Source organism: Salinimicrobium profundisediminis (assembly GCF_026241755.1).
Lineage (GTDB): Bacteria > Bacteroidota > Bacteroidia > Flavobacteriales > Flavobacteriaceae > Salinimicrobium > Salinimicrobium profundisediminis.
Map to the genome: position 1 here is coordinate 52,681 of NZ_JAPJDA010000019.1, position 22,702 is coordinate 75,382.

General features: G+C 39.4%; 34 protein-coding genes. 31 read left to right on the forward strand and 3 right to left on the reverse strand.

Going from position 1 to position 22,702, the window contains the following annotated elements:
* Position 1 precedes the first annotated feature (1 nt).
* From OQ279_RS12280 to OQ279_RS12290, 3 genes are all read right to left on the reverse strand, one after another.
* Positions 2 to 727: a hypothetical protein gene (locus tag OQ279_RS12280; RefSeq protein ID WP_266070233.1), complete on the reverse strand. Its 726-nt coding sequence runs from the start codon at positions 725 to 727 to the stop codon at positions 2 to 4.
* A gap of 322 nt (positions 728 to 1,049) precedes the next feature.
* The gene (locus OQ279_RS12285; protein WP_266070234.1) at positions 1,050 to 2,480 is read right to left on the reverse strand and encodes a SusD/RagB family nutrient-binding outer membrane lipoprotein; all 1,431 of its coding nucleotides are present in this window, start codon (positions 2,478 to 2,480) and stop codon (positions 1,050 to 1,052) included.
* A gap of 10 nt (positions 2,481 to 2,490) precedes the next feature.
* A complete protein-coding gene (locus OQ279_RS12290; protein ID WP_266070235.1) occupies positions 2,491 to 5,718 on the reverse strand; it encodes a SusC/RagA family TonB-linked outer membrane protein in 3,228 nt (1,075 codons plus the stop codon).
* 463 nt (positions 5,719 to 6,181) lie between these two features.
* On the opposite strand from OQ279_RS12290, the gene rpsL reads away from it, so the two are divergent.
* From rpsL to OQ279_RS12445, 31 genes are all read left to right on the forward strand, one after another.
* Entirely contained in the window at positions 6,182 to 6,556 is a 375-nt protein-coding gene (gene rpsL / locus OQ279_RS12295; protein ID WP_029037125.1) for a 30S ribosomal protein S12, read from the forward strand.
* Positions 6,557 to 6,601: 45 nt separating this feature from the next.
* Positions 6,602 to 7,078 carry a 30S ribosomal protein S7 gene (gene rpsG / locus OQ279_RS12300; protein ID WP_266070236.1) on the forward strand — a complete coding sequence of 159 codons (477 nt, stop codon included), beginning with the start codon at positions 6,602 to 6,604 and terminating at the stop codon, positions 7,076 to 7,078.
* 3 nt (positions 7,079 to 7,081) lie between these two features.
* Complete coding sequence (gene fusA, locus OQ279_RS12305) at positions 7,082 to 9,193, forward strand: elongation factor G (RefSeq protein ID WP_266070237.1); 2,112 nt, start codon at positions 7,082 to 7,084, stop codon at positions 9,191 to 9,193.
* Between the two features lie 12 nt (positions 9,194 to 9,205).
* On the forward strand, positions 9,206 to 9,511 hold the full coding sequence (gene rpsJ, locus OQ279_RS12310; RefSeq protein WP_010181931.1) for a 30S ribosomal protein S10: 306 nt from the start codon (positions 9,206 to 9,208) through the stop codon (positions 9,509 to 9,511).
* Between the two features lie 158 nt (positions 9,512 to 9,669).
* Positions 9,670 to 10,281: a 50S ribosomal protein L3 gene (rplC, locus tag OQ279_RS12315; protein ID WP_266070238.1), complete on the forward strand. Its 612-nt coding sequence runs from the start codon at positions 9,670 to 9,672 to the stop codon at positions 10,279 to 10,281.
* Positions 10,281 to 10,910 (forward strand): 50S ribosomal protein L4, encoded by a 630-nt coding sequence (gene rplD, locus OQ279_RS12320; protein WP_266070239.1) that lies wholly within the window; start codon positions 10,281 to 10,283, stop codon positions 10,908 to 10,910. The genes rplC and rplD overlap by 1 nt, the downstream gene beginning before the upstream one ends.
* Positions 10,911 to 10,915: 5 nt before the next feature.
* On the forward strand, positions 10,916 to 11,206 hold the full coding sequence (gene rplW / locus OQ279_RS12325) for a 50S ribosomal protein L23 (protein ID WP_029037130.1): 291 nt from the start codon (positions 10,916 to 10,918) through the stop codon (positions 11,204 to 11,206).
* 9 nt (positions 11,207 to 11,215) lie between these two features.
* Complete coding sequence (gene rplB, locus OQ279_RS12330) at positions 11,216 to 12,043, forward strand: 50S ribosomal protein L2 (RefSeq protein WP_266070240.1); 828 nt, start codon at positions 11,216 to 11,218, stop codon at positions 12,041 to 12,043.
* A gap of 6 nt (positions 12,044 to 12,049) precedes the next feature.
* Entirely contained in the window at positions 12,050 to 12,328 is a 279-nt protein-coding gene (gene rpsS / locus OQ279_RS12335) for a 30S ribosomal protein S19 (protein WP_029035468.1), read from the forward strand.
* Between the two features lie 8 nt (positions 12,329 to 12,336).
* Positions 12,337 to 12,744, forward strand: a complete 408-nt coding sequence (gene rplV / locus OQ279_RS12340) for a 50S ribosomal protein L22 (protein ID WP_266070241.1) — start codon at positions 12,337 to 12,339, stop codon at positions 12,742 to 12,744.
* Between the two features lie 8 nt (positions 12,745 to 12,752).
* Positions 12,753 to 13,475, forward strand: a complete 723-nt coding sequence (gene rpsC / locus OQ279_RS12345; protein ID WP_266070242.1) for a 30S ribosomal protein S3 — start codon at positions 12,753 to 12,755, stop codon at positions 13,473 to 13,475.
* Positions 13,476 to 13,494: 19 nt separating this feature from the next.
* On the forward strand, positions 13,495 to 13,914 hold the full coding sequence (gene rplP / locus OQ279_RS12350) for a 50S ribosomal protein L16 (RefSeq protein WP_266070243.1): 420 nt from the start codon (positions 13,495 to 13,497) through the stop codon (positions 13,912 to 13,914).
* A gap of 11 nt (positions 13,915 to 13,925) precedes the next feature.
* On the forward strand, positions 13,926 to 14,117 hold the full coding sequence (rpmC, locus tag OQ279_RS12355; protein ID WP_097056535.1) for a 50S ribosomal protein L29: 192 nt from the start codon (positions 13,926 to 13,928) through the stop codon (positions 14,115 to 14,117).
* Between the two features lie 17 nt (positions 14,118 to 14,134).
* Complete coding sequence (gene rpsQ, locus OQ279_RS12360; RefSeq protein ID WP_093113468.1) at positions 14,135 to 14,392, forward strand: 30S ribosomal protein S17; 258 nt, start codon at positions 14,135 to 14,137, stop codon at positions 14,390 to 14,392.
* Positions 14,393 to 14,394: 2 nt separating this feature from the next.
* A complete protein-coding gene (rplN, locus tag OQ279_RS12365) occupies positions 14,395 to 14,763 on the forward strand; it encodes a 50S ribosomal protein L14 (protein WP_265162654.1) in 369 nt (122 codons plus the stop codon).
* A gap of 12 nt (positions 14,764 to 14,775) precedes the next feature.
* On the forward strand, positions 14,776 to 15,087 hold the full coding sequence (gene rplX, locus OQ279_RS12370) for a 50S ribosomal protein L24 (protein WP_266070244.1): 312 nt from the start codon (positions 14,776 to 14,778) through the stop codon (positions 15,085 to 15,087).
* Positions 15,088 to 15,089: 2 nt separating this feature from the next.
* Entirely contained in the window at positions 15,090 to 15,641 is a 552-nt protein-coding gene (rplE, locus tag OQ279_RS12375; RefSeq protein ID WP_266070245.1) for a 50S ribosomal protein L5, read from the forward strand.
* A gap of 2 nt (positions 15,642 to 15,643) precedes the next feature.
* Positions 15,644 to 15,913, forward strand: coding sequence for a 30S ribosomal protein S14 (gene rpsN, locus OQ279_RS12380; protein ID WP_266070246.1), 270 nt, complete (start codon positions 15,644 to 15,646; stop codon positions 15,911 to 15,913).
* A gap of 64 nt (positions 15,914 to 15,977) precedes the next feature.
* Positions 15,978 to 16,376, forward strand: a complete 399-nt coding sequence (gene rpsH, locus OQ279_RS12385; RefSeq protein ID WP_266070247.1) for a 30S ribosomal protein S8 — start codon at positions 15,978 to 15,980, stop codon at positions 16,374 to 16,376.
* A gap of 19 nt (positions 16,377 to 16,395) precedes the next feature.
* On the forward strand, positions 16,396 to 16,938 hold the full coding sequence (rplF, locus tag OQ279_RS12390) for a 50S ribosomal protein L6 (protein WP_266070248.1): 543 nt from the start codon (positions 16,396 to 16,398) through the stop codon (positions 16,936 to 16,938).
* A gap of 11 nt (positions 16,939 to 16,949) precedes the next feature.
* Positions 16,950 to 17,309: a 50S ribosomal protein L18 gene (rplR, locus tag OQ279_RS12395; RefSeq protein WP_266070249.1), complete on the forward strand. Its 360-nt coding sequence runs from the start codon at positions 16,950 to 16,952 to the stop codon at positions 17,307 to 17,309.
* 4 nt (positions 17,310 to 17,313) lie between these two features.
* Positions 17,314 to 17,838, forward strand: a complete 525-nt coding sequence (gene rpsE / locus OQ279_RS12400; RefSeq protein ID WP_265162661.1) for a 30S ribosomal protein S5 — start codon at positions 17,314 to 17,316, stop codon at positions 17,836 to 17,838.
* Between the two features lie 12 nt (positions 17,839 to 17,850).
* A complete protein-coding gene (gene rpmD / locus OQ279_RS12405) occupies positions 17,851 to 18,033 on the forward strand; it encodes a 50S ribosomal protein L30 (protein WP_266070250.1) in 183 nt (60 codons plus the stop codon).
* A gap of 9 nt (positions 18,034 to 18,042) precedes the next feature.
* Complete coding sequence (gene rplO / locus OQ279_RS12410) at positions 18,043 to 18,495, forward strand: 50S ribosomal protein L15 (RefSeq protein WP_266070251.1); 453 nt, start codon at positions 18,043 to 18,045, stop codon at positions 18,493 to 18,495.
* A gap of 9 nt (positions 18,496 to 18,504) precedes the next feature.
* Positions 18,505 to 19,842, forward strand: a complete 1,338-nt coding sequence (gene secY, locus OQ279_RS12415) for a preprotein translocase subunit SecY (RefSeq protein ID WP_266070252.1) — start codon at positions 18,505 to 18,507, stop codon at positions 19,840 to 19,842.
* Positions 19,842 to 20,057 carry a translation initiation factor IF-1 gene (infA, locus tag OQ279_RS12420; protein WP_006988529.1) on the forward strand — a complete coding sequence of 72 codons (216 nt, stop codon included), beginning with the start codon at positions 19,842 to 19,844 and terminating at the stop codon, positions 20,055 to 20,057. Before secY ends, infA begins: the two co-directional genes overlap by 1 nt.
* Positions 20,058 to 20,062: 5 nt before the next feature.
* Positions 20,063 to 20,179 carry a type B 50S ribosomal protein L36 gene (gene ykgO, locus OQ279_RS12425; protein WP_037325435.1) on the forward strand — a complete coding sequence of 39 codons (117 nt, stop codon included), beginning with the start codon at positions 20,063 to 20,065 and terminating at the stop codon, positions 20,177 to 20,179.
* A 2-nt stretch (positions 20,180 to 20,181) separates the two neighbouring features.
* Positions 20,182 to 20,556, forward strand: a complete 375-nt coding sequence (gene rpsM / locus OQ279_RS12430) for a 30S ribosomal protein S13 (RefSeq protein WP_168139061.1) — start codon at positions 20,182 to 20,184, stop codon at positions 20,554 to 20,556.
* An 8-nt stretch (positions 20,557 to 20,564) separates the two neighbouring features.
* Entirely contained in the window at positions 20,565 to 20,954 is a 390-nt protein-coding gene (rpsK, locus tag OQ279_RS12435; RefSeq protein ID WP_265162665.1) for a 30S ribosomal protein S11, read from the forward strand.
* 88 nt (positions 20,955 to 21,042) lie between these two features.
* The gene (gene rpsD, locus OQ279_RS12440) at positions 21,043 to 21,648 is read left to right on the forward strand and encodes a 30S ribosomal protein S4 (protein WP_266070253.1); all 606 of its coding nucleotides are present in this window, start codon (positions 21,043 to 21,045) and stop codon (positions 21,646 to 21,648) included.
* A 20-nt stretch (positions 21,649 to 21,668) separates the two neighbouring features.
* Positions 21,669 to 22,661, forward strand: coding sequence for a DNA-directed RNA polymerase subunit alpha (locus OQ279_RS12445; protein WP_266070254.1), 993 nt, complete (start codon positions 21,669 to 21,671; stop codon positions 22,659 to 22,661).
* Positions 22,662 to 22,702: the final 41 nt, after the last annotated feature.

A 22,702-nucleotide genomic window follows, 5' to 3' on the forward strand; every position in this document is an offset into this window, starting at 1 on the left:
ATTAGTTAAGGTTTAATTCTGAAGTTGATAGAATGAGGCTTTGAAACAGGAGAGTCAAAAATTTGTCGGGATTTTCCCTTTTTAGAGAGGAATTAGATCTGTAAAAATTTTGAATTTGCTCTTCCTTGTTAGGGAACAGTTTACGAACGGATCTTTGGGAGTCAATTTCTTCGGGATTCCCATTGATCGAAACAAAATATTCGGGGGTATCTTCTTTGAACTCGAAGTAGGTAAAATTTTGATCTAAATGTTTTTTTATTTTCTTGCGATGCTTCTTTAGCAAGAGAATATCATTGCCTTCCAGTAGAATTTCATAGAACTGAGGTTTTTCATCTGAAGTTCCTTTCAGGGCAATAAAGCTATGCCCATCAATATTAAAAACCTGTACATTTTCTTTGTGCAATTGGATGAGTGTAGCACCTCCGGCTGTAGGAATCCGTGTTAGCAGAAGATCATCAAAGATGTTGTATCGTAAATCAAGGTTGGAGTAGGGTTGGCCGTCATATATCACATTACCATTTAAGTATTCCATGGTTTGAAAATACTTGTGATCATCACTACGTATTATATGCTGCTCCACGTATTCTATACCATTTGCGAGATCTGTATTTTGAATGTGGATTACAGAATCGAAGAGTTCATAAACAGGCTCTACTGCTGTTTGAGAAAAGCTTGTAGCAGGATAGAGGAGAAGCAGAGATAGAAACTGTCTAAAGTTTTTTTTCATTTAAAGAAAGGCTGGTGAAGTATAAGAGGGGAAATTAGCATTTTTATAACATAATGAGAAGTGTTTTTCATTTTTTCCTACATTTTTTTGTTTTGTAATGCTCTTTATGGAAACTTTTTGCTGAAACTCCAGATTTATAAGATAGACGATCTAAATGGAATTTTAGAGGAGTTACTTATATATTGCATCTTTTCAACTTTCATTAAATCAGGTAAGAAGTTAATCGTCCACCTAATGAGGCAAAATTTAAAAGCCTTTTTATATTAAAAAAGGCTGCCCATTTGGACAGCCTTTTTCTTAGACAATTGTAAATTCTTTTGGATTAATCCTGATCCCAGAAAATTCTAGTTTGTTGCTCGTCTCCACCTATAGCACTAGAAGCGGCTTCCCAGTTTGCACTGTTTAAAGTAGCTTCGCTTACAGGATAAGTGAATCTTAATGGTACCGGAAGACCAGACTGTGCTGCATTAGGTAATTCAGGTACATCTAATTTTCTCCAGGTAGACCAGGCTTCAAAACCGCGGTTGTATAAAGCGATCCATTTTTGAACACCAATTTTTTCTATCCAGTTTGCCTGGCTGTAGGCAACTGCTGGTTGTGCAATGTAGGCATCGGCTTCAGCTTCAGTTCCATCCCAATAAAGAATAGATGAAGTAATGGCTTCGTTATAATGAGTTTCTGCATCTTCGCTAATATAACTTCTGGCGGCAGCTTCCGCGATTAGAAATTCGACTTCAGTATAATCTAAAAGTACACCTTCTAAAGTCGGGTCTTCAAAACGCTCGCTATAAATTGTGCTGTTACTTTGAGTGTTTCCGTTGGCACCGTAAGTTCCCCCATCATAAACACCTTCTCCAAGATTTTGAGCAAAATAATCATCTCTTCTTGGGTCATCAAGTGCGTTCATTTTATCAACTATTGTGTTAGCTGCAACGAAATCGGCACGACCAGATTGTACAAGGTCTTCCCAAATAGGGTTGGTGTTTGGAGCTGATGCTTCATAATCCATTGACGCATTGTCTGCATGAGACTCAAATACTCCTGCCTGAATGGCTTCTGTTGCCATCTTAGCAGCTTTGGTATCATCTACATTAGCGTATCTTAAAGCTAGACGTAGTTTCAAAGAGTTAGCAAATTTTGCCCATTGGCCGGCATCCCCATTATAAAGGTAATCGGCCTGACCAAATCCACCGGCTCCATCAGTAAGCTGGGTAATAGCAGCATCTAATCGAGTTACGATATCTGCATAAATTGCAGCGTCATCATCATAAACAGGAGTACTGTTTTCAAGATCCAGAGCTTCTGTGTAAGGAATATCACCAAAAGTGTCTACCAGAACATGCCATGTGAAGACCTGTAGTACTTCAATCATAGCCAATTGGTTTTGAATTTGGGCTTCAGACAGAGAAGAGTCTGGATTTTCATTTATAATCATGGCTGCTTCATCCAGATCTTTAAGAACATCTCGATAAAGAATTATCCATTGGGCACCATTTATATCTCTTTCCACGAGATTATAGTTCGCTTCATCGGTATATGTGGTTTCAGTCCAATATTGGGCCACAAGTTTAAAAATTCCCCTGTTAACATTTGTGCTGACCATTTGGTCAATCAAATTTTTGGTAGCATTAGAGAACAATACATCGGCCGGTACTTCTGTAGGGGCTTTTGTATCGACATTCACTTCTGATAAGTCATCAGAACATGCTACAACCCCTGTAGCCAGTAATATGATTAAAAATAGTTTCTTCATGATATTTTTTTTAGAATTGTAGTCTTACGTTAAAACCGTACTCTCTGGCAGTTGGAATTGCTCCAGACTGGTATCCCTGAATATTTCCAGAACTTAATCCTGCTTCAGGATCTGAGTAAGGAATGTTTTTGTCAATGATCCACAAGTTTCTTCCTACTGCAGACAGGGTTACGTCTGTCATAGAGATTTTTTCAGCGATAGAGTTTGGTAAAGAATAAGATAAAGTAGCTTCTCTTAATTTAACATAACTTGCGTCATAAACATGATAAGCATTAGGTGCATAACCATAACCTATAGCATTGGCGTAGTTACTCATAGAGGTTCTGGTTGTATTCGGAGTTCCATCAGGATTAACTCCTTCCAATAAGATACCTCCGCCTTCTGATACAGGATCTCTCTTTGGATTGCCTAATTCATTAAGTCCTGCAGTGTTTACAGGTACACCTGTAGCATAACCGTACCATGTGTCAAGAGAGAACACACTTCCACCTTCCTGGATATCGATTAGGAAGCTGAAGGCAATATCTTTATATGAGAAAGTATTGCTTATCCCCGCTTTCCAGTCTGGGTTAATATCCCCAAGTGGCTGTGGAGTTCCATCTACAACAAAACGACCGTTGTTTGGATTAATAACAGGACCACTTCCATCTTCTAAATAAGTGTAGTTAGTTCCCCAAATTGTACCGTAAGGTTTTCCTACTGTAGCGTTAATAGAAACTCCTCCCTGGAGTGATGCCAGCTCGAGGTTTTGGTTACCTCCGTACAAGGATAGCACTTCACTTTCGTTAGTAAACCAGTTACCATTAATTCTCCATTCAAAATCGTCGGTTCTAATTGGGCTTACGTGTAAGCTGGCTTCAAAACCTTTGTTTTCAATTTCTCCGGCATTTACCCATCTCGAAGTATAACCTGTTGCACCTGTAATAGTAACAGGCATTAGTTGATCCTGAGAATTTGACTGGTAAGCAGCCACATCAAAACCTACACGTCTATTAAAGAACTCCATTTCTAAACCAACTTCCCAACTTGTAGTGGTTTCGTTTTTAAGATCTGGGTTATTAGCAGTGCTACTTACTGAATAAAGCGGAGTCCTGAAGTTTGTAGGGTTGTCATAAACATTCTGAACTGATAATGGTGGTGCATAGTTACCTACCTCAGCGTAGTTGGCACGAAGTTTACCAAATGATAACCAGTCGTTGTTAAGGAATTCTGAAAATACAACACTTGTAGAAACAGACGGATAGAAGTAAGAGTTGTTTTCTTCTGGTAGTGAGGAAGATTCGTCAACCCTTGCAGTTGCATCAAGGAAAAGTAAGTTTCTATAACCAAATGATGCGCTGGCGAAATAACCGTTAGTATGTAGTTCTTCAAAGCTTTCTGTTGGTGGCTCTAAAAGGTTCTGTGAATTTGATAAAGCGAAAAGACCAGGAATTACCAAACCACCGGTAGTGCTGGCTCTCATTTGACGGAATGTCTGTCTTCTAGCCGTGGCACCTAATAGACCTGAAAGGTTAAGGTCTTCAGAAAGATCATAATCAAAGTTTAAAAGTAAATCGTAGTTGAGCTCGGTATAGCTGGCATCATATCTACGGTAGTGTGAAACTCCGTTACTTCCAACGTTTCTCCTCTCTTCTCTTAAGTCATTATAAGTATCCATAGACACCCGTCCTGTAGCAGTAAACCAGTCAGTAAATTCGTAGTTTAGGTTGAAATTTCCATACACCCTATCTCTAACATCTGTTTGATAATTCTCATAAAGCTGCCAGTATGGGTTATCAGTATAGATAGGACTAAAGTTGCCACCTTCTGCATTTGCATAATTCCAGGTGATGTTTCTTCCGGTAGAGAAATAAGCATCTTTTTGAGCTTCAAAATCTACGTTTGCCTGGTTCCACTGGCGCATAGACTGGAAAATGTTTGTTCCACTATAACCTGTTCCGTAACGTCCTTTACCATCAGTGTTGGTATAAGTTGCAGTTACTCCTGCAGTAAGTTTTTCGGTGAAATCGTGAGTAGCTTTTACATCTACTGTGTTTCTCTTAATGTTACTGTTTGGAAGAATACCTTCCTGGTCATAAAGGGTATAACCCAATCTATAAGTACTTCGGTCTGTTCCTCCATCAAGAGAGATGCTGTGGTTGTATGAAACCCCTGTTCTAAAGATAGATTCGGGTCCATTTTCAGCGGCTGTCCATGGGGTAGCCTGTAGATAGTTTGGAGATTCAGGATAAAATGCATCCCATTGGAAAACCATCAGGCTGGGGTCAAATCTTCCACCAAAAGAAGCATCTTCTGTAAATGGAACTACCAAATCGTCTGTTCCGTCACCATCAACATCCCATTCGTTAAAGTAAGCATCCTCGTTTGGGCCATAAAAAGCTCCGTATCCGGCACCATACTCTTTCTGATATTCAACAAAAGTATCATCATCCATTTCAGAAAAAGTTACTCCACTGGAAATGGTAACTCCAATATCATCGTTCTTTTGTCCTGATTTTGTAGTTATAATGATTACCCCATTCGCGGCACGAGACCCATATAGTGCAGATGCTGCAGCCCCTTTAAGAACGTTTACAGACGCAACGTCATCTGGATTGATATCCATGGCTGCGTTACCGTAATCGTACCCGCCTCCACCTCGCTGTTGAGTAGAGGTGTTAGTGTTTTCATTGCTAATTGGCACTCCGTCTACTACGAATAAAGGCTGGTTGTTTCCAGTCAATGAAGTATAACCACGGATGATCACGTTTGAAGAACCACCAAGAGTACTACTCTTTTTGATATCCAAACCTGATACTTTACCAGATAAGGAGTTAATGAAGTTACCTTCTTTTGCCGTGTTTACTTCGGCTCCGCTAACTTCTTCGGTAGCATAACCTAAAGATCTTTTTTCACGCGAAATCCCGAGAGCGGTTACTACAACTTCTTCAAGTTGAGCGGCATCTGGTTTTAAGATCACATCAATTGTGTCTACGTTCGTAACAGGATATTCTGCGGTTTGCATTCCCAGATAGGAAAATACCAGTACTTCGCCCTGACTTACTTCGAGGGAGTAATTCCCGTCAAAATCTGTCTGTACTCCCTTGGTAGTACCTTTAACAAGTACGTTCACCCCCGGGAGAGGCATCCCATTAGCATCAGTCACAGTACCCGATACTGTGAGGTCTTGTTGTGCAAAGGTAACTTGCACAACTAACGCCAATAATAGCGTTAGCATTCCACTTAATTTTGTTTTCATTTTAATGATTTGTTTGAATTAGCCAGTGCCAAATTTGAAGATAAATTGTCATCCTGACAACTTTTTCTCTTTAAAAGTTTAGTTTAATCTTAAAAATGACTCAATATTTAAGCTTTCATTAACGTTTTCAAGCTCTTTTGTGCATTTAATGTAGTGGCTTCATTCTCAGAGAGGAACATGCTGTGTTTTTAAGTGTGATCAATATCATTTGTGGGGTTAAATAAATTTGGTAAAAAAATTTTTTATACCGGAGAAAAATCCAAAATGAAAATTTTTTTTAATAAAAAGCTGAAAGTGTTCTCAGGGTGTCAAAAATGGTAAAAAACAAGGGTGGTTTTTTCTTTTTGATAATGCCTCTGAAAATTAATTGCTTAAGATTTGAATTATTGGGTTTTATTTCTACCTTTGCAGACCTTTTTAGAAAAGGGTTTATATCAAATAAATAATTAGTGTAAAAGAAATTATGCCAACAATTTCACAATTAGTACGAAAAGGAAGAGCCACAATTACCAAGAAGAGTAAATCGGCTGCTTTGGACTCGTGCCCTCAAAGACGGGGAGTATGTACTCGTGTTTACACCACTACACCTAAAAAACCAAACTCTGCAATGCGTAAAGTAGCAAGGGTTAGGTTGACTAATGGTAAAGAGGTGAACGCTTACATCCCTGGTGAAGGTCACAACCTCCAGGAGCACTCGATAGTATTGGTTAGAGGCGGAAGAGTTAAAGATTTGCCTGGAGTTAGGTATCATATTGTGCGTGGTGCTCTGGATACTGCCGGTGTTGCAGGAAGAACCCAGAGGCGTTCAAAGTATGGTGCTAAAAAGCCTAAGAAATAATTTTATTTCCAGGGCAAGTAACAATTAACTTATTACAAAGAAGAAATGAGAAAAAGACAGGCGAAAAAAAGGCCACTTTTACCAGATCCAAAGTTTAATGATCAGTTAGTAACGCGTTTTGTTAACATGATGATGTGGGATGGTAAAAAATCTGTTGCCTTTAAAGTTTTCTATGATGCTATTGCTATCGTAGAAGAGAAAAAACAGGATGAAGAAAAAACTGCACTTGAGCTATGGAAAGATGCTCTTTCTAATGTTATGCCTCACGTTGAAGTGCGTAGCCGTAGAGTAGGTGGTGCTACTTTTCAAATTCCAATGCAAATTAGACCAGATCGTAAGGTTTCAACTGCTATGAAGTGGTTGATCTCTTATTCGAGGAAGCGTAACGAGAAATCTATGGCCCAAAGACTTGCGTCTGAGATTCTTGCTGCAGCTAAAGAAGAAGGTGCGGCTGTTAAGAAAAGAGTGGATACTCACAAGATGGCTGAAGCTAACAAAGCATTCTCTCACTTTAGATTCTAAAAAATGGCACAAAGAGATTTAAAATTTACAAGAAATATTGGTATTGCTGCGCACATTGATGCTGGTAAGACCACAACTACAGAGCGTATACTTTTCTACACCGGAATAAGTCATAAGATTGGTGAGGTGCACGATGGTGCGGCTACTATGGACTGGATGGAGCAGGAGCAGGAGCGTGGTATTACTATTACTTCTGCGGCTACGCATTGTAAGTGGATGTACCGCGACCAGGAATACACTGTTAATATTATTGATACTCCGGGACACGTTGACTTTACCGTAGAGGTAGAGCGTTCACTTCGTGTTCTTGATGGTATGGTTGCTCTTTTCAGTGCGGTTGATGGTGTTGAGCCTCAATCTGAAACTGTATGGAGGCAAGCCGATAAATACCGTGTACCAAGACTTGGTTTTGTGAATAAGATGGACCGTCAGGGTGCAGACTTTTTCAATGTATGTAATCAGGTTAGAGAGATGCTAGGTGGAAACCCGGTGCCTCTTCAAGTGCCAATTGGTGATGAGGTAGACTTTAAAGGAGTCGTTGACCTTATTGCTAAAAAGGCTATCATCTGGAATGAAGAAGACTACGGAATGACTTATGAGACCATTGATATCCCTGCGGAATTAATGGATGATGTGAATAAGTATAGAGCTCAGCTTGTAGAGGCAGTTGCCGAGTATGATGAGGCTCTTATGGAGAAATTCTTCGAAGATGAAGATTCAATTACTGAAGATGAGATCATTGCTGCTCTAAGGGCTGCAACCATAGATATGTCTATCATCCCAATGATGTGTGGTTCTTCTTTTAAGAATAAAGGAGTCCAGGCTATGTTGGATGCGGTGATGCGTTACCTTCCGTCTCCAGTAGATGTGGAAGCTATTGTTGGGGTTAATCCTGATACAGAGAAAGAAGAGAGCCGTAAGCCTCATGTTGATTCTCCTTTTTCAGCTTTAGCTTTTAAAATTGCTACAGATCCCTTTGTTGGTCGTTTAGCTTTCTTTAGAGTTTATTCGGGAGCATTAGATGCTGGTTCATATGTTCAGAATAACCGTTCCGGAAAAAAAGAACGTATTTCACGTATCTATCAGATGCATGCTAATAAACAACAGCCAATTGACAGAATTGAAGCTGGTGATATTGGTGCGGCTGTTGGATTTAAAGATATTAAAACAGGAGATACTTTGACTGATGAGAAACACCCTATCGTGCTTGAATCAATGTCTTTCCCTGATCCTGTAATTGGTATTTCTGTTGAGCCTAAAACCAAGGCAGATGTTGATAAAATGGGTATGGCTTTGGCGAAATTAGCTGAAGAAGATCCAACTTTCCAGGTTAAGACTGATGAAGTTTCTGGGCAAACCATTATTTCAGGAATGGGTGAGCTTCACCTTGAAATTCTTGTAGATCGTTTGAAAAGAGAATTTAAGGTTGAGGTAAATGAAGGTCAACCACGTGTTGAGTATAAAGAAACTGTTACTAAAGATGCAGATCATAGAGAAGTTTACAAAAAGCAATCTGGTGGTCGTGGTAAGTTTGGTGATATTGTATTCACATTAGGGCCTGCAGATGAAGACTTTAAAGGTCCTGGGCTTCAGTTTGTTGACGAGATCAAAGGTGGGCGTATTCCAAAAGAATTCATTCCATCAGTTGAAAAAGGATTCAAGGAAGCTATGAAAACCGGGCCTATGGCAGGTTTCACAATGGATACTTTAAAAGTAGTTCTTAAGGATGGATCTTTCCACCCTGTAGATTCAGATCAGCTTTCTTTTGAATTGGCTGCAAAAATGGGATATAAGGTTGCTGCTAAAAAAGCAGGAGCTGTAATCCTTGAGCCAATCATGAAAGTTGAAGTGGTTACCCCAGAAGAGAATATGGGTGATATAGTAGGGGATTTAAACAGACGTCGTGGACAGGTAAATAATATGTCTGACAGGTCTGGTGCAAAAGTTATTAAAGCTGAAGTGCCATTATCTGAAATGTTTGGATATGTTACTACCTTGCGTACCTTATCTTCAGGACGTGCAACTTCTACTATGGAATTTTCTCACTATGCCGAGACTCCTTCTAATATTTCAGAATCGATCATGAAGGCAGAAAAGGGAACCGCTAACGATTAATTTATCAGGAAAATGAGTCAAAAAATCAGAATAAAACTAAAATCTTACGATCACAACCTGGTAGACAAATCTGCCGAGAAGATTGTAAAAACCGTAAAAAGTACGGGAGCTGTGGTAACTGGTCCTATTCCGTTGCCAACTCACAAGAAGATATTTACTGTATTGCGTTCTCCGCACGTTAACAAAAAGTCTAGAGAGCAGTTTCAGTTAAGCTCATATAAGAGGTTACTGGATATTTACAGTTCTTCTTCAAAAACGATCGATGCTCTTATGAAGCTTGAATTGCCAAGTGGAGTAGAGGTTGAGATTAAAGTGTGATCGTAGGAGACAAAGCATGCTTTGTCTCGACAATTGTACGCAACATGTCCCGAGCTGTAAGCGAGGGAAAAACGGTGAAAAATACATTCAGGATTGGAAGTGTTTTTCAATCCTGAATATTTTTTAAATAAATATAAATTAATAACTAATAATTAATTATGTCTGGGTTAATAGGAAAAAAGATTGGCATGACCAGCATTTTTGACGAGAACGGGAAGAACATTCCTTGTACCGTTATTGAAGCAGGACCATGCGTAATTACCCAAGTCAGAACCAAAGAGGTTGACGGGTATGAAGCTCTTCAACTTGGTTTCGATGACAAAAAGACTGCTAATAAAGCTGCCGAAGGGCACGCTAAAAAAGCCGGAGCCGCAGCAATGCGCAAAGTCGTTGAATTCAAGGGATTTGAAGGAGAGTATAAACTAGGTGATGCAATCACTGTAGAGCATTTTGCTGAAGGCGAATTTGTAGACGTTTCCGGTGTTTCTAAAGGAAAAGGTTTTCAAGGTGTTGTTAAACGTCACGGTTTTGGTGGGGTTGGACAGGCTACTCATGGTCAGCACAACAGATTAAGAGCTCCTGGTTCTATTGGTGCTGCTTCTTATCCTGCGAGAGTTTTCAAAGGTATGAGAATGGCCGGAAGAATGGGTGGCGAAAAAGTAAAAGTAGAAAACCTGAGAGTTCTAAAAGTAATAGCCGATAAGAACCTACTTGTAGTAAGTGGAGCTATACCGGGACATAAGAACTCTTACGTAATCATTCAGAAGTAATGGAAGTAGCAGTTTTAGATATAAAAGGAAAAGAAACAGGAAGAAAGGCAAACCTTTCTGATGCTGTTTTTGCAGTAGAGCCTAACAACCATGCTGTTTATCTTGATGTGAAGCAGTATCTGGCCAATCAACGCCAGGGAACTCACAAAGCTAAGGAACGTGCAGAGATTGCTGGTTCTACGCGTAAGATTAAGAAACAAAAAGGAACAGGTACTGCCCGTGCGGGAAGTATCAAGTCTCCTATTTTTAAAGGTGGAGGTAGAGTTTTTGGTCCAAGACCAAGAAGTTATTCATTTAAGTTGAATAAAACCCTAAAAAGACTGGCTAGAAAATCTGCCCTGTCTATGAAGGCAAATGATAACTCCATTATGGTAGTTGAAGATTTTTCATTTGATACTCCAAAAACTAAAAACTTCATCGATGTGTTGAAGGCTTTAGGACTGGAAGGTAAAAAATCTTTGATAGTGTTGGGTGACTCGAATAAAAACGTATATTTGTCGTCACGCAATTTAAAGACCTCTGAGGTTGTAAGTTCTTCAGAATTAAGTACTTACAAAATTTTAAACGCTAACAACTTAGTGTTTTTAGAGGGGTCTCTAGAAGGAATTGAGTCGAATCTAAGTAAATAAGCATTATGAGTATCTTAATAAAACCTATTATTACAGAGAAGGCTACAGCAGATAGCGAGCTTAACAATAAGTACGCTTTTGTAGTTGATAATAAGGCGAATAAGATTGAAATTAAAGACGCAGTTGAGTCTGCTTATGGTGTTTCAGTTACTAAAGTTCGTACAATTAACGTCCGCCCAGACAGAAAAACCCGTTATACAAAAACGGGTGTTGTTACTGGTAAAACCAGTGCTTATAAAAAAGCACTAGTACAGGTGGCGGAAGGTGAAACTATTGATTTATATAGTAATCTTTAAGATTAAAGAATGTCAGTTAGAAAATTAAAACCAATTACCCCTGGTCAGCGTTTTAGAGTAGTGAACGGATTTGACGCGATCACTACTGATAAGCCGGAGAAAAGTTTATTGGCTCCGAACAAAAGATCTGGTGGTAGAAACAGTCAGGGAAAAATGACCATGCGCTATATAGGTGGTGGTCATAAAAAGCGTTACAGGATTATAGACTTTAAAAGAGACAAGCAGGGTATCCCTGCAACAGTTGCTTCTATTGAGTATGATCCAAACAGAACAGCTTTTATCGCACTATTGAATTATCAGGATGGTGAGAAACGATATATTATTGCTCAGAATGGACTTCAGGTTGGCCAGAACATAGTATCTGGAATGCAGGATGTAGCACCCGAAATTGGTAATGCTATGCCTTTGTCTATCGTTCCTTTGGGTACTATTATTTCTTGTATTGAGCTTAGGCCAGGGCAGGGAGCTGTAATGGCTCGTAGTGCAGGTGCTTTTGCTCAGTTAATGGCAAGAGAAGGAAAATATGCTACTATCAAGTTGCCTTCTGGAGAGATCAGACGGGTGCTTGCCAGTTGTGTTGCAACTATTGGTGCTGTTTCAAACAGTGATCATCAGTTGTTAGTCTCTGGTAAGGCTGGTAGACATAGATGGTTAGGTAGAAGACCAAGAACCAGACCTGTTGTTATGAACCCGGTTGATCACCCAATGGGTGGTGGTGAAGGTCGTGCTTCAGGAGGTCACCCACGTTCTAGAAAGGGATTACCTGCAAAAGGTTACAGAACCCGTTCTAAAACGAAAGCGAGTAATAAGTATATTGTAGAACGTAGAAAGAAATAATAAGATATGGCACGTTCATTAAAAAAAGGACCTTACGTTCACTATAAATTAGAACAGAAAGTTGCGCAGAATACCGAGTCTGGAAAGAAAGCGGTTATTAAGACCTGGTCAAGGGCTTCAATGATCACTCCAGATTTTGTTGGGCAAACTATTGCTGTGCACAACGGGCGTCAGTTTGTTCCTGTGTACATCACTGAGAACATGGTAGGTCATAAATTAGGTGAATTTTCACCAACAAGATCTTTTAGAGGTCATGCTGGTGCTAAGAATAAAGGTAAAAGATAATTGAAGCTATGGGAGTTCGTAAAAGAGAAAGAGCAGAGCAAACTAAAGAAGCTAAGAAGCAAATAGCTTTTGCTAAACTAAATAACTGCCCTACTTCGCCAAGAAAAATGCGTCTGGTTGCAGACCTTGTTCGTGGTGAAAAAGTAGAAAGAGCGCTTCAAATTTTGAAATTCAATTCTAAAGACGCGTCTAAGAGTCTTGAAAAGTTGCTTTTGTCTGCACTTGCCAACTGGCAAGCTAAGAATGAAGATGCGAGTATTGAAGATGCAGAATTGTTTGTAAAAGAGATTCGCGTTGACGGAGGAAGTATGTTGAAGAGACTACGTCCTGCACCACAGGGTCGCGCACATAGAATTAGAAAACGTTCCAACCATGTTACTTTGGTTCTTGGAGCAAACAATAATACACAAAGCTAGTTAAGAGTATGGGACAGAAAACAAATCCAATCGGGAATCGTCTTGGTATCATTAGAGGATGGGAATCCAACTGGTACGGAGGAAATGACTACGGCGATAAATTAGCCGAAGACGATAAGATTAGAAAATATATCCATGCTCGTCTTTCAAAAGCGAGTGTATCCAGAGTAATCATTGAGCGTACTCTAAAGCTTGTAACCGTTACTATCACCACAGCCCGTCCTGGTATCATTATTGGTAAAGGAGGTCAGGAGGTAGACAAGCTTAAGGAAGAGCTTAAGAAGATTACCGACAAGGAAGTTCAAATCAACATCTTTGAAATTAAAAGGCCAGAACTTGATGCTCATTTAGTGGGTTCTAGTGTTGCAAGGCAAATTGAGAATCGTATCTCTTACCGTCGTGCAATTAAAATGGCTATTGCGGCTGCAATGAGGATGAATGCTGAAGGGATTAAGATTGAGATCTCAGGGCGTTTGAATGGGGCAGAAATGGCTCGTTCAGAATCCTACAAGGATGGAAGAATTCCATTGTCAACATTTAGAGCCGATATTGATTATGCTTTAGTTGAAGCTCATACTACTTATGGTAGATTGGGTGTTAAAGTATGGATCATGAAAGGTGAGGTATACGGTAAAAGAGAACTTTCTCCACTTGTTGGCATGGCCAAAAAACAAGGAGGAAAAACCGGAACCGGACGAAGCGGTGCACCAAAATCGCGTCGTAGAAAGTAATTTTTTAAAGTAAAGAAAAATGTTACAGCCTAAAAGAACAAAATATCGCAAAATGCAGAAGGGCCGTATGAAGGGTGTGTCTCAAAGAGGGCACAGACTTTCAAACGGAACTTTTGGAATAAAGTCATTAGATTCTAATTTTTTGACTGCACGACAAATAGAAGCTGCGCGTATTGCTGCTACTCGTTATATGAAGAGGGAAGGATCACTTTGGATTAAAATTTTTCCAGATAAGCCTATTACAAAAAAGCCTCTTGAAGTACGTATGGGTAAAGGTAAAGGTGCCGTTGAATACTGGGCTGCAGTTGTAAAACCCGGAAGAATACTTTTTGAAGTAGGAGGTGTGCCTTTTGATGTTGCTAAAGAGGCTCTTCGCCTGGCGGCTCAAAAACTTCCTGTAAAAACTAAGTTCATCGTAGCTAGAGATTATCAAGCTTAATAAGACACGTTATGAAACAATCAGAAGTTAGAGAATTGTCTGTAGCAGAATTACAGGAAGAACTTGGTAAGTCACGGAAAGCATATTCCGATCTTAAAATGGCTCACGCAGTATCGCCATTAGAGAACCCAATACAGTTGAGAACTGTAAGAAGATCTATAGCGCGTATTGCTACAGAGTTAACTAAAAGAGAACAACAATAAGTGTTATTCTGCTGAAAATGGAAAAAAGAAACTTAAGAAAAGAACGTATAGGTGTTGTTACCAGTAATAAGATGATGAAATCTATTGTGGTTTCTGAAACTAAAAAAGTAAAGCACCCCATGTATGGAAAGTTCGTTTTGAAAACGAAGAAATATGTGGCGCACGACGAAACAAACGACTGCAACATTGGAGATACTGTAAGGATCATGGAAACACGTCCTTTGAGTAAATCGAAATGCTGGAGATTAGTAGAAATAATTGAAAGAGCGAAGTAATTATGGTACAACAAGAGTCTAGATTAAGAGTTGCAGACAATACCGGAGCTAAAGAAGTTTTAGTTATTCGTGTATTGGGCGGTACAAATAGAAGATACGCTTCTGTTGGAGACAAGGTCGTTGTCAGTGTTAAAGAAGCTACACCTAACGGAAATGTAAAGAAGGGTGCAGTTTCAACAGCAGTTGTTGTTCGTACCAAAAAAGAAGTGCGCAGACCAGACGGATCTTACATCCGTTTCGACGATAACGCATGTGTTCTTCTCAACCCAGCTGGGGAAATGAGGGGTACACGTGTTTTTGGACCTGTAGCACGTGAACTTCGTGATAAGCAATTCATGAAGATCGTATCATTAGCACCAGAAGTGCTTTAATACAGAAATAAGATGAAAAAGCTTAAAATAAAAACCGGAGATAACGTTCGTGTAACTGCTGGAGATCATAAAGGTCAGGAAGGTAAAGTGCAGCAAGTATTTCTGGATAAGAATAAAGCCATTGTGGAAGGTGTGAATATGGTTTCTAAGCATGAGAAGCCTAGCGCATCCAATCCTCAGGGTGGAATTAAAAAGAAGGAAGCACCTATTCATATTTCTAATCTTTCTTTGATCGACAAAAATGGTGAAACTACCAGGGTTGGATATAGAGAGGAAAACGATAAGAAAGTAAGGTTTTCCAAAAAATCTAATGAAGTAATATAGTTATGGCGTACGTACCAAGACTTAAACAAGAGTATAAAGAGAGAGTGATCTCCACTCTTACAGAAGAATTCAGCTACTCCAACGTAATGGAGGTTCCAAAACTACAAAAGATAGTTGTGAGCCGTGGCGTTGGTGCTGCTGTTGCAGATAAGAAACTTATTGACCATGCGGTAGATGAATTAACAGCTATTACAGGTCAAAAAGCTGTTGCGACCATTTCTAAAAAAGACGTTGCTTCATTTAAATTACGTAAAGGGATGCCTATTGGTGCCAAAGTTACTTTGCGTGGGGAGAGAATGTATGAATTTTTAGATCGTTTGATCACTTCTGCACTTCCACGTGTTCGTGATTTTAATGGTATTAACGCAACCGGATTTGACGGAAGAGGAAATTATAACCTTGGGGTAACCGAGCAGATTATTTTCCCTGAGATCGATATCGATAAGGTTAACAGGATCAATGGTATGGATATTACCTTTGTGACCAGTGCCAATACTGATAAGGAAGCGAAATCATTGTTAACTGAACTGGGATTACCTTTTAAAAAGAATTAATTATGGCTAAAGAATCAATGAAAGCCCGTGAGGTGAAGAGACAGGAATTGGTAGATAAGTATGCTGAAAAACGTAAGGCTCTTAAAGAGGCTGGCGATTATGAAGCACTACAAAAACTTCCAAAGAACTCATCTCCCGTGCGACTACATAATCGTTGTAAGTTGACAGGAAGACCTAGAGGGTATATGAGACAGTTCGGAATTTCAAGGGTAACTTTCAGAGAAATGGCGAACAACGGATTAATTCCCGGAGTCAAAAAGGCTAGTTGGTAAGATTATAAATTGAAAGAAGGTTCTTTCCATACCGGAGGAAAACCACTTTCGCAAATTAAAATAGATGAATACAGATCCTATTGCAGATTATTTAACAAGAATTAGAAACGCAGTTGCTGCAAACCACAGAGTGGTGGAGATCCCTGCTTCTAATCTTAAAAAGGAGATCACCAAAATACTTTTTGATCAGGGGTACATCCTTAGCTACAAATTTGACGAATCTACTGCTCAGGGTAGCATTAAGATTGCGCTTAAATATGATAAGGTTACTAAAGAGCCTGTTATAAAAAAGATTCAACGCATAAGTAAACCTGGTTTACGTAAGTATGCCGGTGCCAATGAGCTTCCTCGTATCCTTAATGGACTTGGAATCGCTATTGTGTCTACTTCTCATGGTGTAATGACAGGGAAGCAGGCTCAACAGGATAAAGTTGGTGGTGAGGTATTGTGTTACGTTTACTAATATTTAAAGACGAAAAGAAATGTCCAGAATAGGTAAAAGTCCAATCACAATTCCACAAGGTGTTACAGTAGACATTAAGGACGGAGTTGTTACGGTAAAAGGAAAATTAGGTGAGCTAACTCAGGAATATTCTGAGATTGATATCATCATAGAAGACGGGGTTATTACATTTGAGCGTCCTTCAGAAAAGAAAGATCATAAGGCAAAACACGGTCTTTACCGTGCTTTGATCAACAATATGATTGAGGGTGTTACTAATGGATTCACTCACGAACTTGAACTAGTAGGTGTAGGGTACCGTGCATCTAACCAGGGTCAAAAATTGGACCTGGCTGTTGGGTACTCTCACAACATTGTCTTAGATTTGGCCCCCGAAGTAAAAGTGGAAACAATTTCAGATAAAGGTAAAAATCCTGTTGTGAAATTGACTTCACATGATAAACAACTGGTTGGCCAGGTAGCTGCAAAGATCAGATCTTTCCGTGCGCCAGAACCTTATAAAGGTAAAGGTATTAAGTTCAAAGGTGAACAGTTACGAAGAAAAGCAGGTAAATCAGCTTAATAACTAAGATTATGGCAGTTTCAAAACAAGATAGAAGAACTAAGATCAAGAAAAGGATCAGAAGAGATATAAGCGGTACTCAGGGCCGTCCAAGACTTTCCATTTTTAGAAGCAATAAAGAAATTTATGCTCAAATTGTGAATGATGTGGATGGGAAAACTTTGGTAGCTGCTTCTTCAAGAGATAAAGATGTTGCCTCGGCGACTGTAGAGAATAAAATAGAGCAGGCAGCTTTAGTTGGTAAAGCTATTGCTGAAAAAGCTTTAAAAGCCGGGATTGAGACCATCTCATTTGACAGAGGAGGATACTTATACCACGGAAGAGTAAAATCATTAGCAGAAGGTGCTCGCGAAGGAGGACTAAAATTCTAAAAGTATGTATCAGGATTATAAAAATGTAGAACTTGTAAAACCGGGTGGACTTGAATTAAAAGACCGTTTGGTTGGTGTGCAACGTGTTACCAAAGTTACAAAAGGTGGTAGAGCATTTGGCTTCTCTGCAATTGTAGTTGTAGGTGACGAGAATGGGGTTGTAGGCCAGGGTTTAGGTAAATCTAAAGAAGTAGCCGATGCTATCGCTAAAGCGGTTGAAGACGCTAAGAAAAACCTGGTGCGTATTCCTCTTAATAAAGGAACACTTCCTCACGAACAAAAAGGGAAATACGGTGGAGCTAGAGTGATGCTTTTACCTGCAGCTCCGGGTACTGGAGTTATTGCTGGTGGAGCGATTCGTGCGGTACTGGAATCTGTTGGTGTTCATGATGTACTTTCAAAGAACCAGGGATCATCAAACCCTCACAACGTGGTGAAAGCTACTTTTGATGCATTACTTCAGTTAAGAAGTGCGGAGACTGTTGCCCGTCAACGCGGTATTTCTCTTGAGAAAGTTTTTAAAGGTTAATAACAAGGAATAATGGGAAGAATAAAAGTTACACAGGTAAAAAGTGCTATTAAGCGCACTCAAAACCAAAAACGTACTTTGGAAGCACTTGGTCTAAGAAAACTTGGTCAGGTTGTGGAGCACGATAATACGCCAAACATCCTTGGTATGGTAAATAAAGTAAATCACTTAGTCTCTGTAGAGGAGACCAAATAAGAAACTCACATGGATTTAAGTAACTTAAAACCTGCTAAAGGTTCAGTTCAAAGTAACGCGAAGCGAGTTGGGCGTGGTGAAGGATCAGGGAAAGGCGGTACTGCTACCCGTGGTCATAAAGGTGCAAAATCTCGATCTGGTTACTCTAGGAAAATAGGATTTGAAGGAGGGCAAATGCCACTTCAAAGACGAGTTCCAAAATTCGGTTTTACTAACATCAACCGTAAAGATTATCAGGGTATCAATCTTGATAAACTTCAAGCTTTGGTTGACGAAGGAAGAATCACCGATACAGTTGATATGAATGTTCTTGTTGAGAACGGATTGGCTGGAAAAAACGAGTTGGTTAAGATATTAGGAAGAGGTGAATTAAAAGCTAAGTTGAAAATATCTGTTCATAAATTTACTGCCTCAGCAAAGCAAGCTATTGAAGCTGCTGGTGGTGAAGCTGTTACTTTATAATAGATAACAATGAAATTCATCAATACATTAAAGAATATCTGGAAAATCGAGGAGCTAAAAAATAGAATTTTAGTAACCCTCGGTTTATTGCTGGTGTATCGCTTTGGAGCACAGGTGGTGCTTCCTGGAATTGATGCGTCTCAATTAGCGAACCTTGCTACTCAAACAGATGGCGGTTTATTAGGGCTTCTTAATGCTTTTACAGGAGGTGCATTTTCGAATGCTTCTGTATTTGCTTTGGGAATTATGCCCTATATATCGGCATCTATTGTAGTGCAATTAATGGGAATTGCTGTTCCTTATTTGCAGAAATTGCAGAAAGAAGGAGAGAGTGGTCGTAGAAGGATCAATCAAATCACAAGATGGTTGACTATTGCTATTACTCTTGTACAGGGGCCTGGTTATATTTATAACCTTTTTGCCACCTTACCTTCAGGTGCATTTTTGCTTGGAAGTACAGTGACCTTTGTTGCTTCTTCTGTAATAATCCTTACTACAGGGACCATTTTTGCAATGTGGCTTGGAGAGAAGATAACTGATAAAGGTATTGGTAACGGTATTTCACTGCTTATCATGGTAGGTATTATTGCAACATTGCCACAAGCCTTCATTCAGGAATTTGCTTCCAGAGTATTCGAATCGAATGGAGGAATGATTATGATCCTTATTGAACTTGTAATATGGTTTGTAATAATTCTGGCCAGTGTAATGTTAGTGATGGCTGTTAGACAAATCCCTGTCCAGTATGCAAGAAGAACTGCTACGGGAGGATACGAAAAGAATGTTTTTGGTTCAAGACAATATATTCCATTGAAGCTTAATGCTTCTGGAGTTATGCCAATTATTTTCGCGCAGGCAATAATGTTTATTCCGGCAGCGGTTGCAGGGCTTTCACAGTCTGAAACCGCACAAGGAGTTACAGCTGCCTTCAGCGATATCTTCGGCTTTTGGTACAATTTGGTTTTTGCAGTGTTAATTATAATTTTTACGTACTTTTACACCGCGATTACGGTACCTACCAATAAAATGGCAGATGATCTTAAAAGAAGTGGTGGTTTCATACCCGGGATAAGACCTGGTTCAGAAACTTCAGAATTTTTAGATCGCATCATGTCGCAAATCACCCTGCCGGGTTCTGTTTTCTTAGCGCTTATCGCAGTGTTCCCTGCAATTATCGTTTCCCTTTTGGGAGTTCAGGCCGGATGGGCGTTGTTCTTTGGAGGAACATCATTACTTATTATGGTAGGAGTTGCAATCGATACCATGCAGCAGGTTAATTCATACCTGTTAAATAGGCATTATGATGGTCTTATGAAAACCGGTAAAAACAGAAAAGCAGTAGCATAATGGCAAAACAATCGGCAATAGAACAAGACGGAACGATCATTGAAGCATTATCAAATGCAATGTTCCGGGTGGAGTTAGAGAACGGTCATGTTGTGACCGCGCATATCTCAGGTAAAATGCGGATGCATTACATCAAATTATTGCCTGGGGACAAAGTGAAATTAGAAATGAGCCCGTACGATTTATCTAAGGCTCGAATAACTTACAGATACTAATAACTATGAAAGTTAGAGCATCAATTAAAAAAAGAAGTGCCGAGTGCAAGATTGTGCGAAGAAAAGGCAGACTGTACGTGATTAACAAAAAGAATCCAAAATTTAAACAAAGACAAGGGTAGTTATGGCTAGAATTGCAGGTGTTGATATACCAAAACAAAAGCGAGGCGTTATAGCATTGACCTATATCTTCGGAATTGGAAAGAGCAGAGCTCAGGAAATTCTTAAAGAGGCCAACGTAGAAGAAGGAAAAAAAGTTTCCGATTGGAATGATGACGAAATCGGAAGAATTCGTGAGGCCGTTGGATCTTTTAAAATAGAAGGTGAATTGCGTTCAGAGATCCAGTTGAGCATTAAACGCTTAATGGATATTGGAAGTTATAGAGGAATTCGTCACAGAGCGGGATTACCGTTAAGAGGACAAAGAACTAAAAACAACTCCAGAACCAGAAAAGGAAGAAGAAAAACAGTTGCAAACAAGAAGAAAGCAACTAAATAATAAGTAGGATGGCAAAAGCAAAAGCAACTCAAAAGAAGCGTAAGGTAAATGTTGAGTCTATTGGAGAAGCGCATGTTACTGCTTCTTTCAACAACATTATCATTTCGTTGACCAATAAAAAAGGAGATGTTATCTCATGGTCCTCTGCCGGTAAAATGGGCTTTAGAGGGTCTAAGAAAAATACTCCTTATGCAGCACAATTGGCTGCAGAAGACGCATCAAAAGTGGCACACGAAGCAGGTCTTCGTAAGGTAAAGGTTTTTGTGAAAGGACCAGGAAACGGTAGAGAATCTGCTATTCGTTCCCTTCACAATGCTGGTATTGAAGTGACCGAGATCATCGATGTTACTCCACTTCCACACAACGGATGTCGTCCTCCAAAAAGACGTAGAGTTTAATTAACAAGTATAAACAAAAGTAAGCAAAAGATCTGCGAAGGACAGTGACCTTAATTCCACGATCGCTTGCTTTATAACAAATTTTTCAATGGCAAGATATACTGGTCCAAAGACTAAAATCGCCCGTAAGTTCGGGGAAGCTATTTTCGGAGATGACAAATCTTTTGAAAAAAGAAACTATCCTCCGGGACAACACGGTAACAACCGTCGTCGCGGAAAAAAATCTGAATACGCTGTCCAGTTAATGGAAAAGCAAAAAGCTAAGTATACCTATGGTATTCTTGAGCGTCAATTCAGAAACATGTTTGAAAAAGCAACACGTGCCCAGGGAATTACCGGGGAGGTGCTTTTACAATTATGTGAGTCTCGTTTAGACAACGTGGTATATAGAATGGGAATTGCCCCATCTAGACGTGCTGCAAGACAATTGGTTTCTCACAGGCATTTAACTGTGAATGGAGAGTTGGTAAACATTCCATCTTACCAGTTAAAAGCAGGAGATGTTGTAGGAGTAAGAGAGAAATCAAAATCCTTAACTGCCATCCAGGATTCATTAGCTAATTCTAGCAGTGTCTACGAATGGATCACGTTTAACAACGAGACCAAACAGGGAACTTATGTTTCTGTTCCGGCAAGAGTACAAATTCCGGAAAATATCAATGAACAATTCATCGTCGAATTATATTCGAAATAATAATTCACAGAAGTCGTAATATGGCAATATTAAATTTTCAGAAGCCCGATAAAGTTATAATGATTGATTCAACCGATTTCGAAGGGAAATTTGAATTTCGCCCTTTGGAACCAGGTTATGGATTGACTGTTGGTAACGCTCTAAGAAGAGTGCTTTTATCTTCACTTGAAGGGTTCGCTATTACTTCGGTTCGCATCGAAGGAGTAGAGCACGAATTCTCAACTATCCCCGGGGTAGTAGAAGACGTAACCGAAATAATCTTGAATCTTAAACAGATCAGGTTTAAAAGGCAAATTGATGAAATAGACAATGAAGCCGTTACCATTTCTGTATCTGGTCAGGAGCAATTAACTGCTGGTCACTTCCAAAAATTCATCTCAGGTTTCCAAATCCTTAATCCCGATTTAGTGATCTGTAACATGGATAAGAAAGTGAACCTTAACATGGAGGTTACTGTAGAAAAGGGTAGAGGATACGTTCCAGCTGAAGAGAATAAGAAGCCAAATGCACCTATCGGTACGATCTACACAGATTCTATTTACACTCCTGTAAAGAATGTAAAATATAGCATCGAAAACTATAGGGTAGAGCAAAAGACCGATTATGAAAAATTGGTTTTCGAGATTTCTACAGATGGTTCTATTCATCCTAAAGAAGCTCTTACCGAAGCTGCTAAAACTTTGATCCACCATTTTATGCTGTTCTCTGACGAACGCATCACTCTGGAGGCCGATGAGATTGCACAGACTGAGACTTACGATGAAGAATCCCTTCATATGCGTCAGTTGCTAAAAACCAAGTTAGTTGATATGGACCTTTCAGTTAGAGCATTGAACTGTCTTAAAGCTGCAGAAGTTGATACCCTTGGTGACTTAGTATCTTACAACAAGAATGACCTTATGAAGTTCAGAAACTTTGGTAAAAAATCGCTTACCGAACTTGAAGAGTTGGTAAACAACAAAGGACTGAACTTTGGAATGGATCTTTCAAAATATAAATTAGATAAAGACTAGTCGCGTAAATACGCAGTAGTCAATAAAACAAAATAATAACC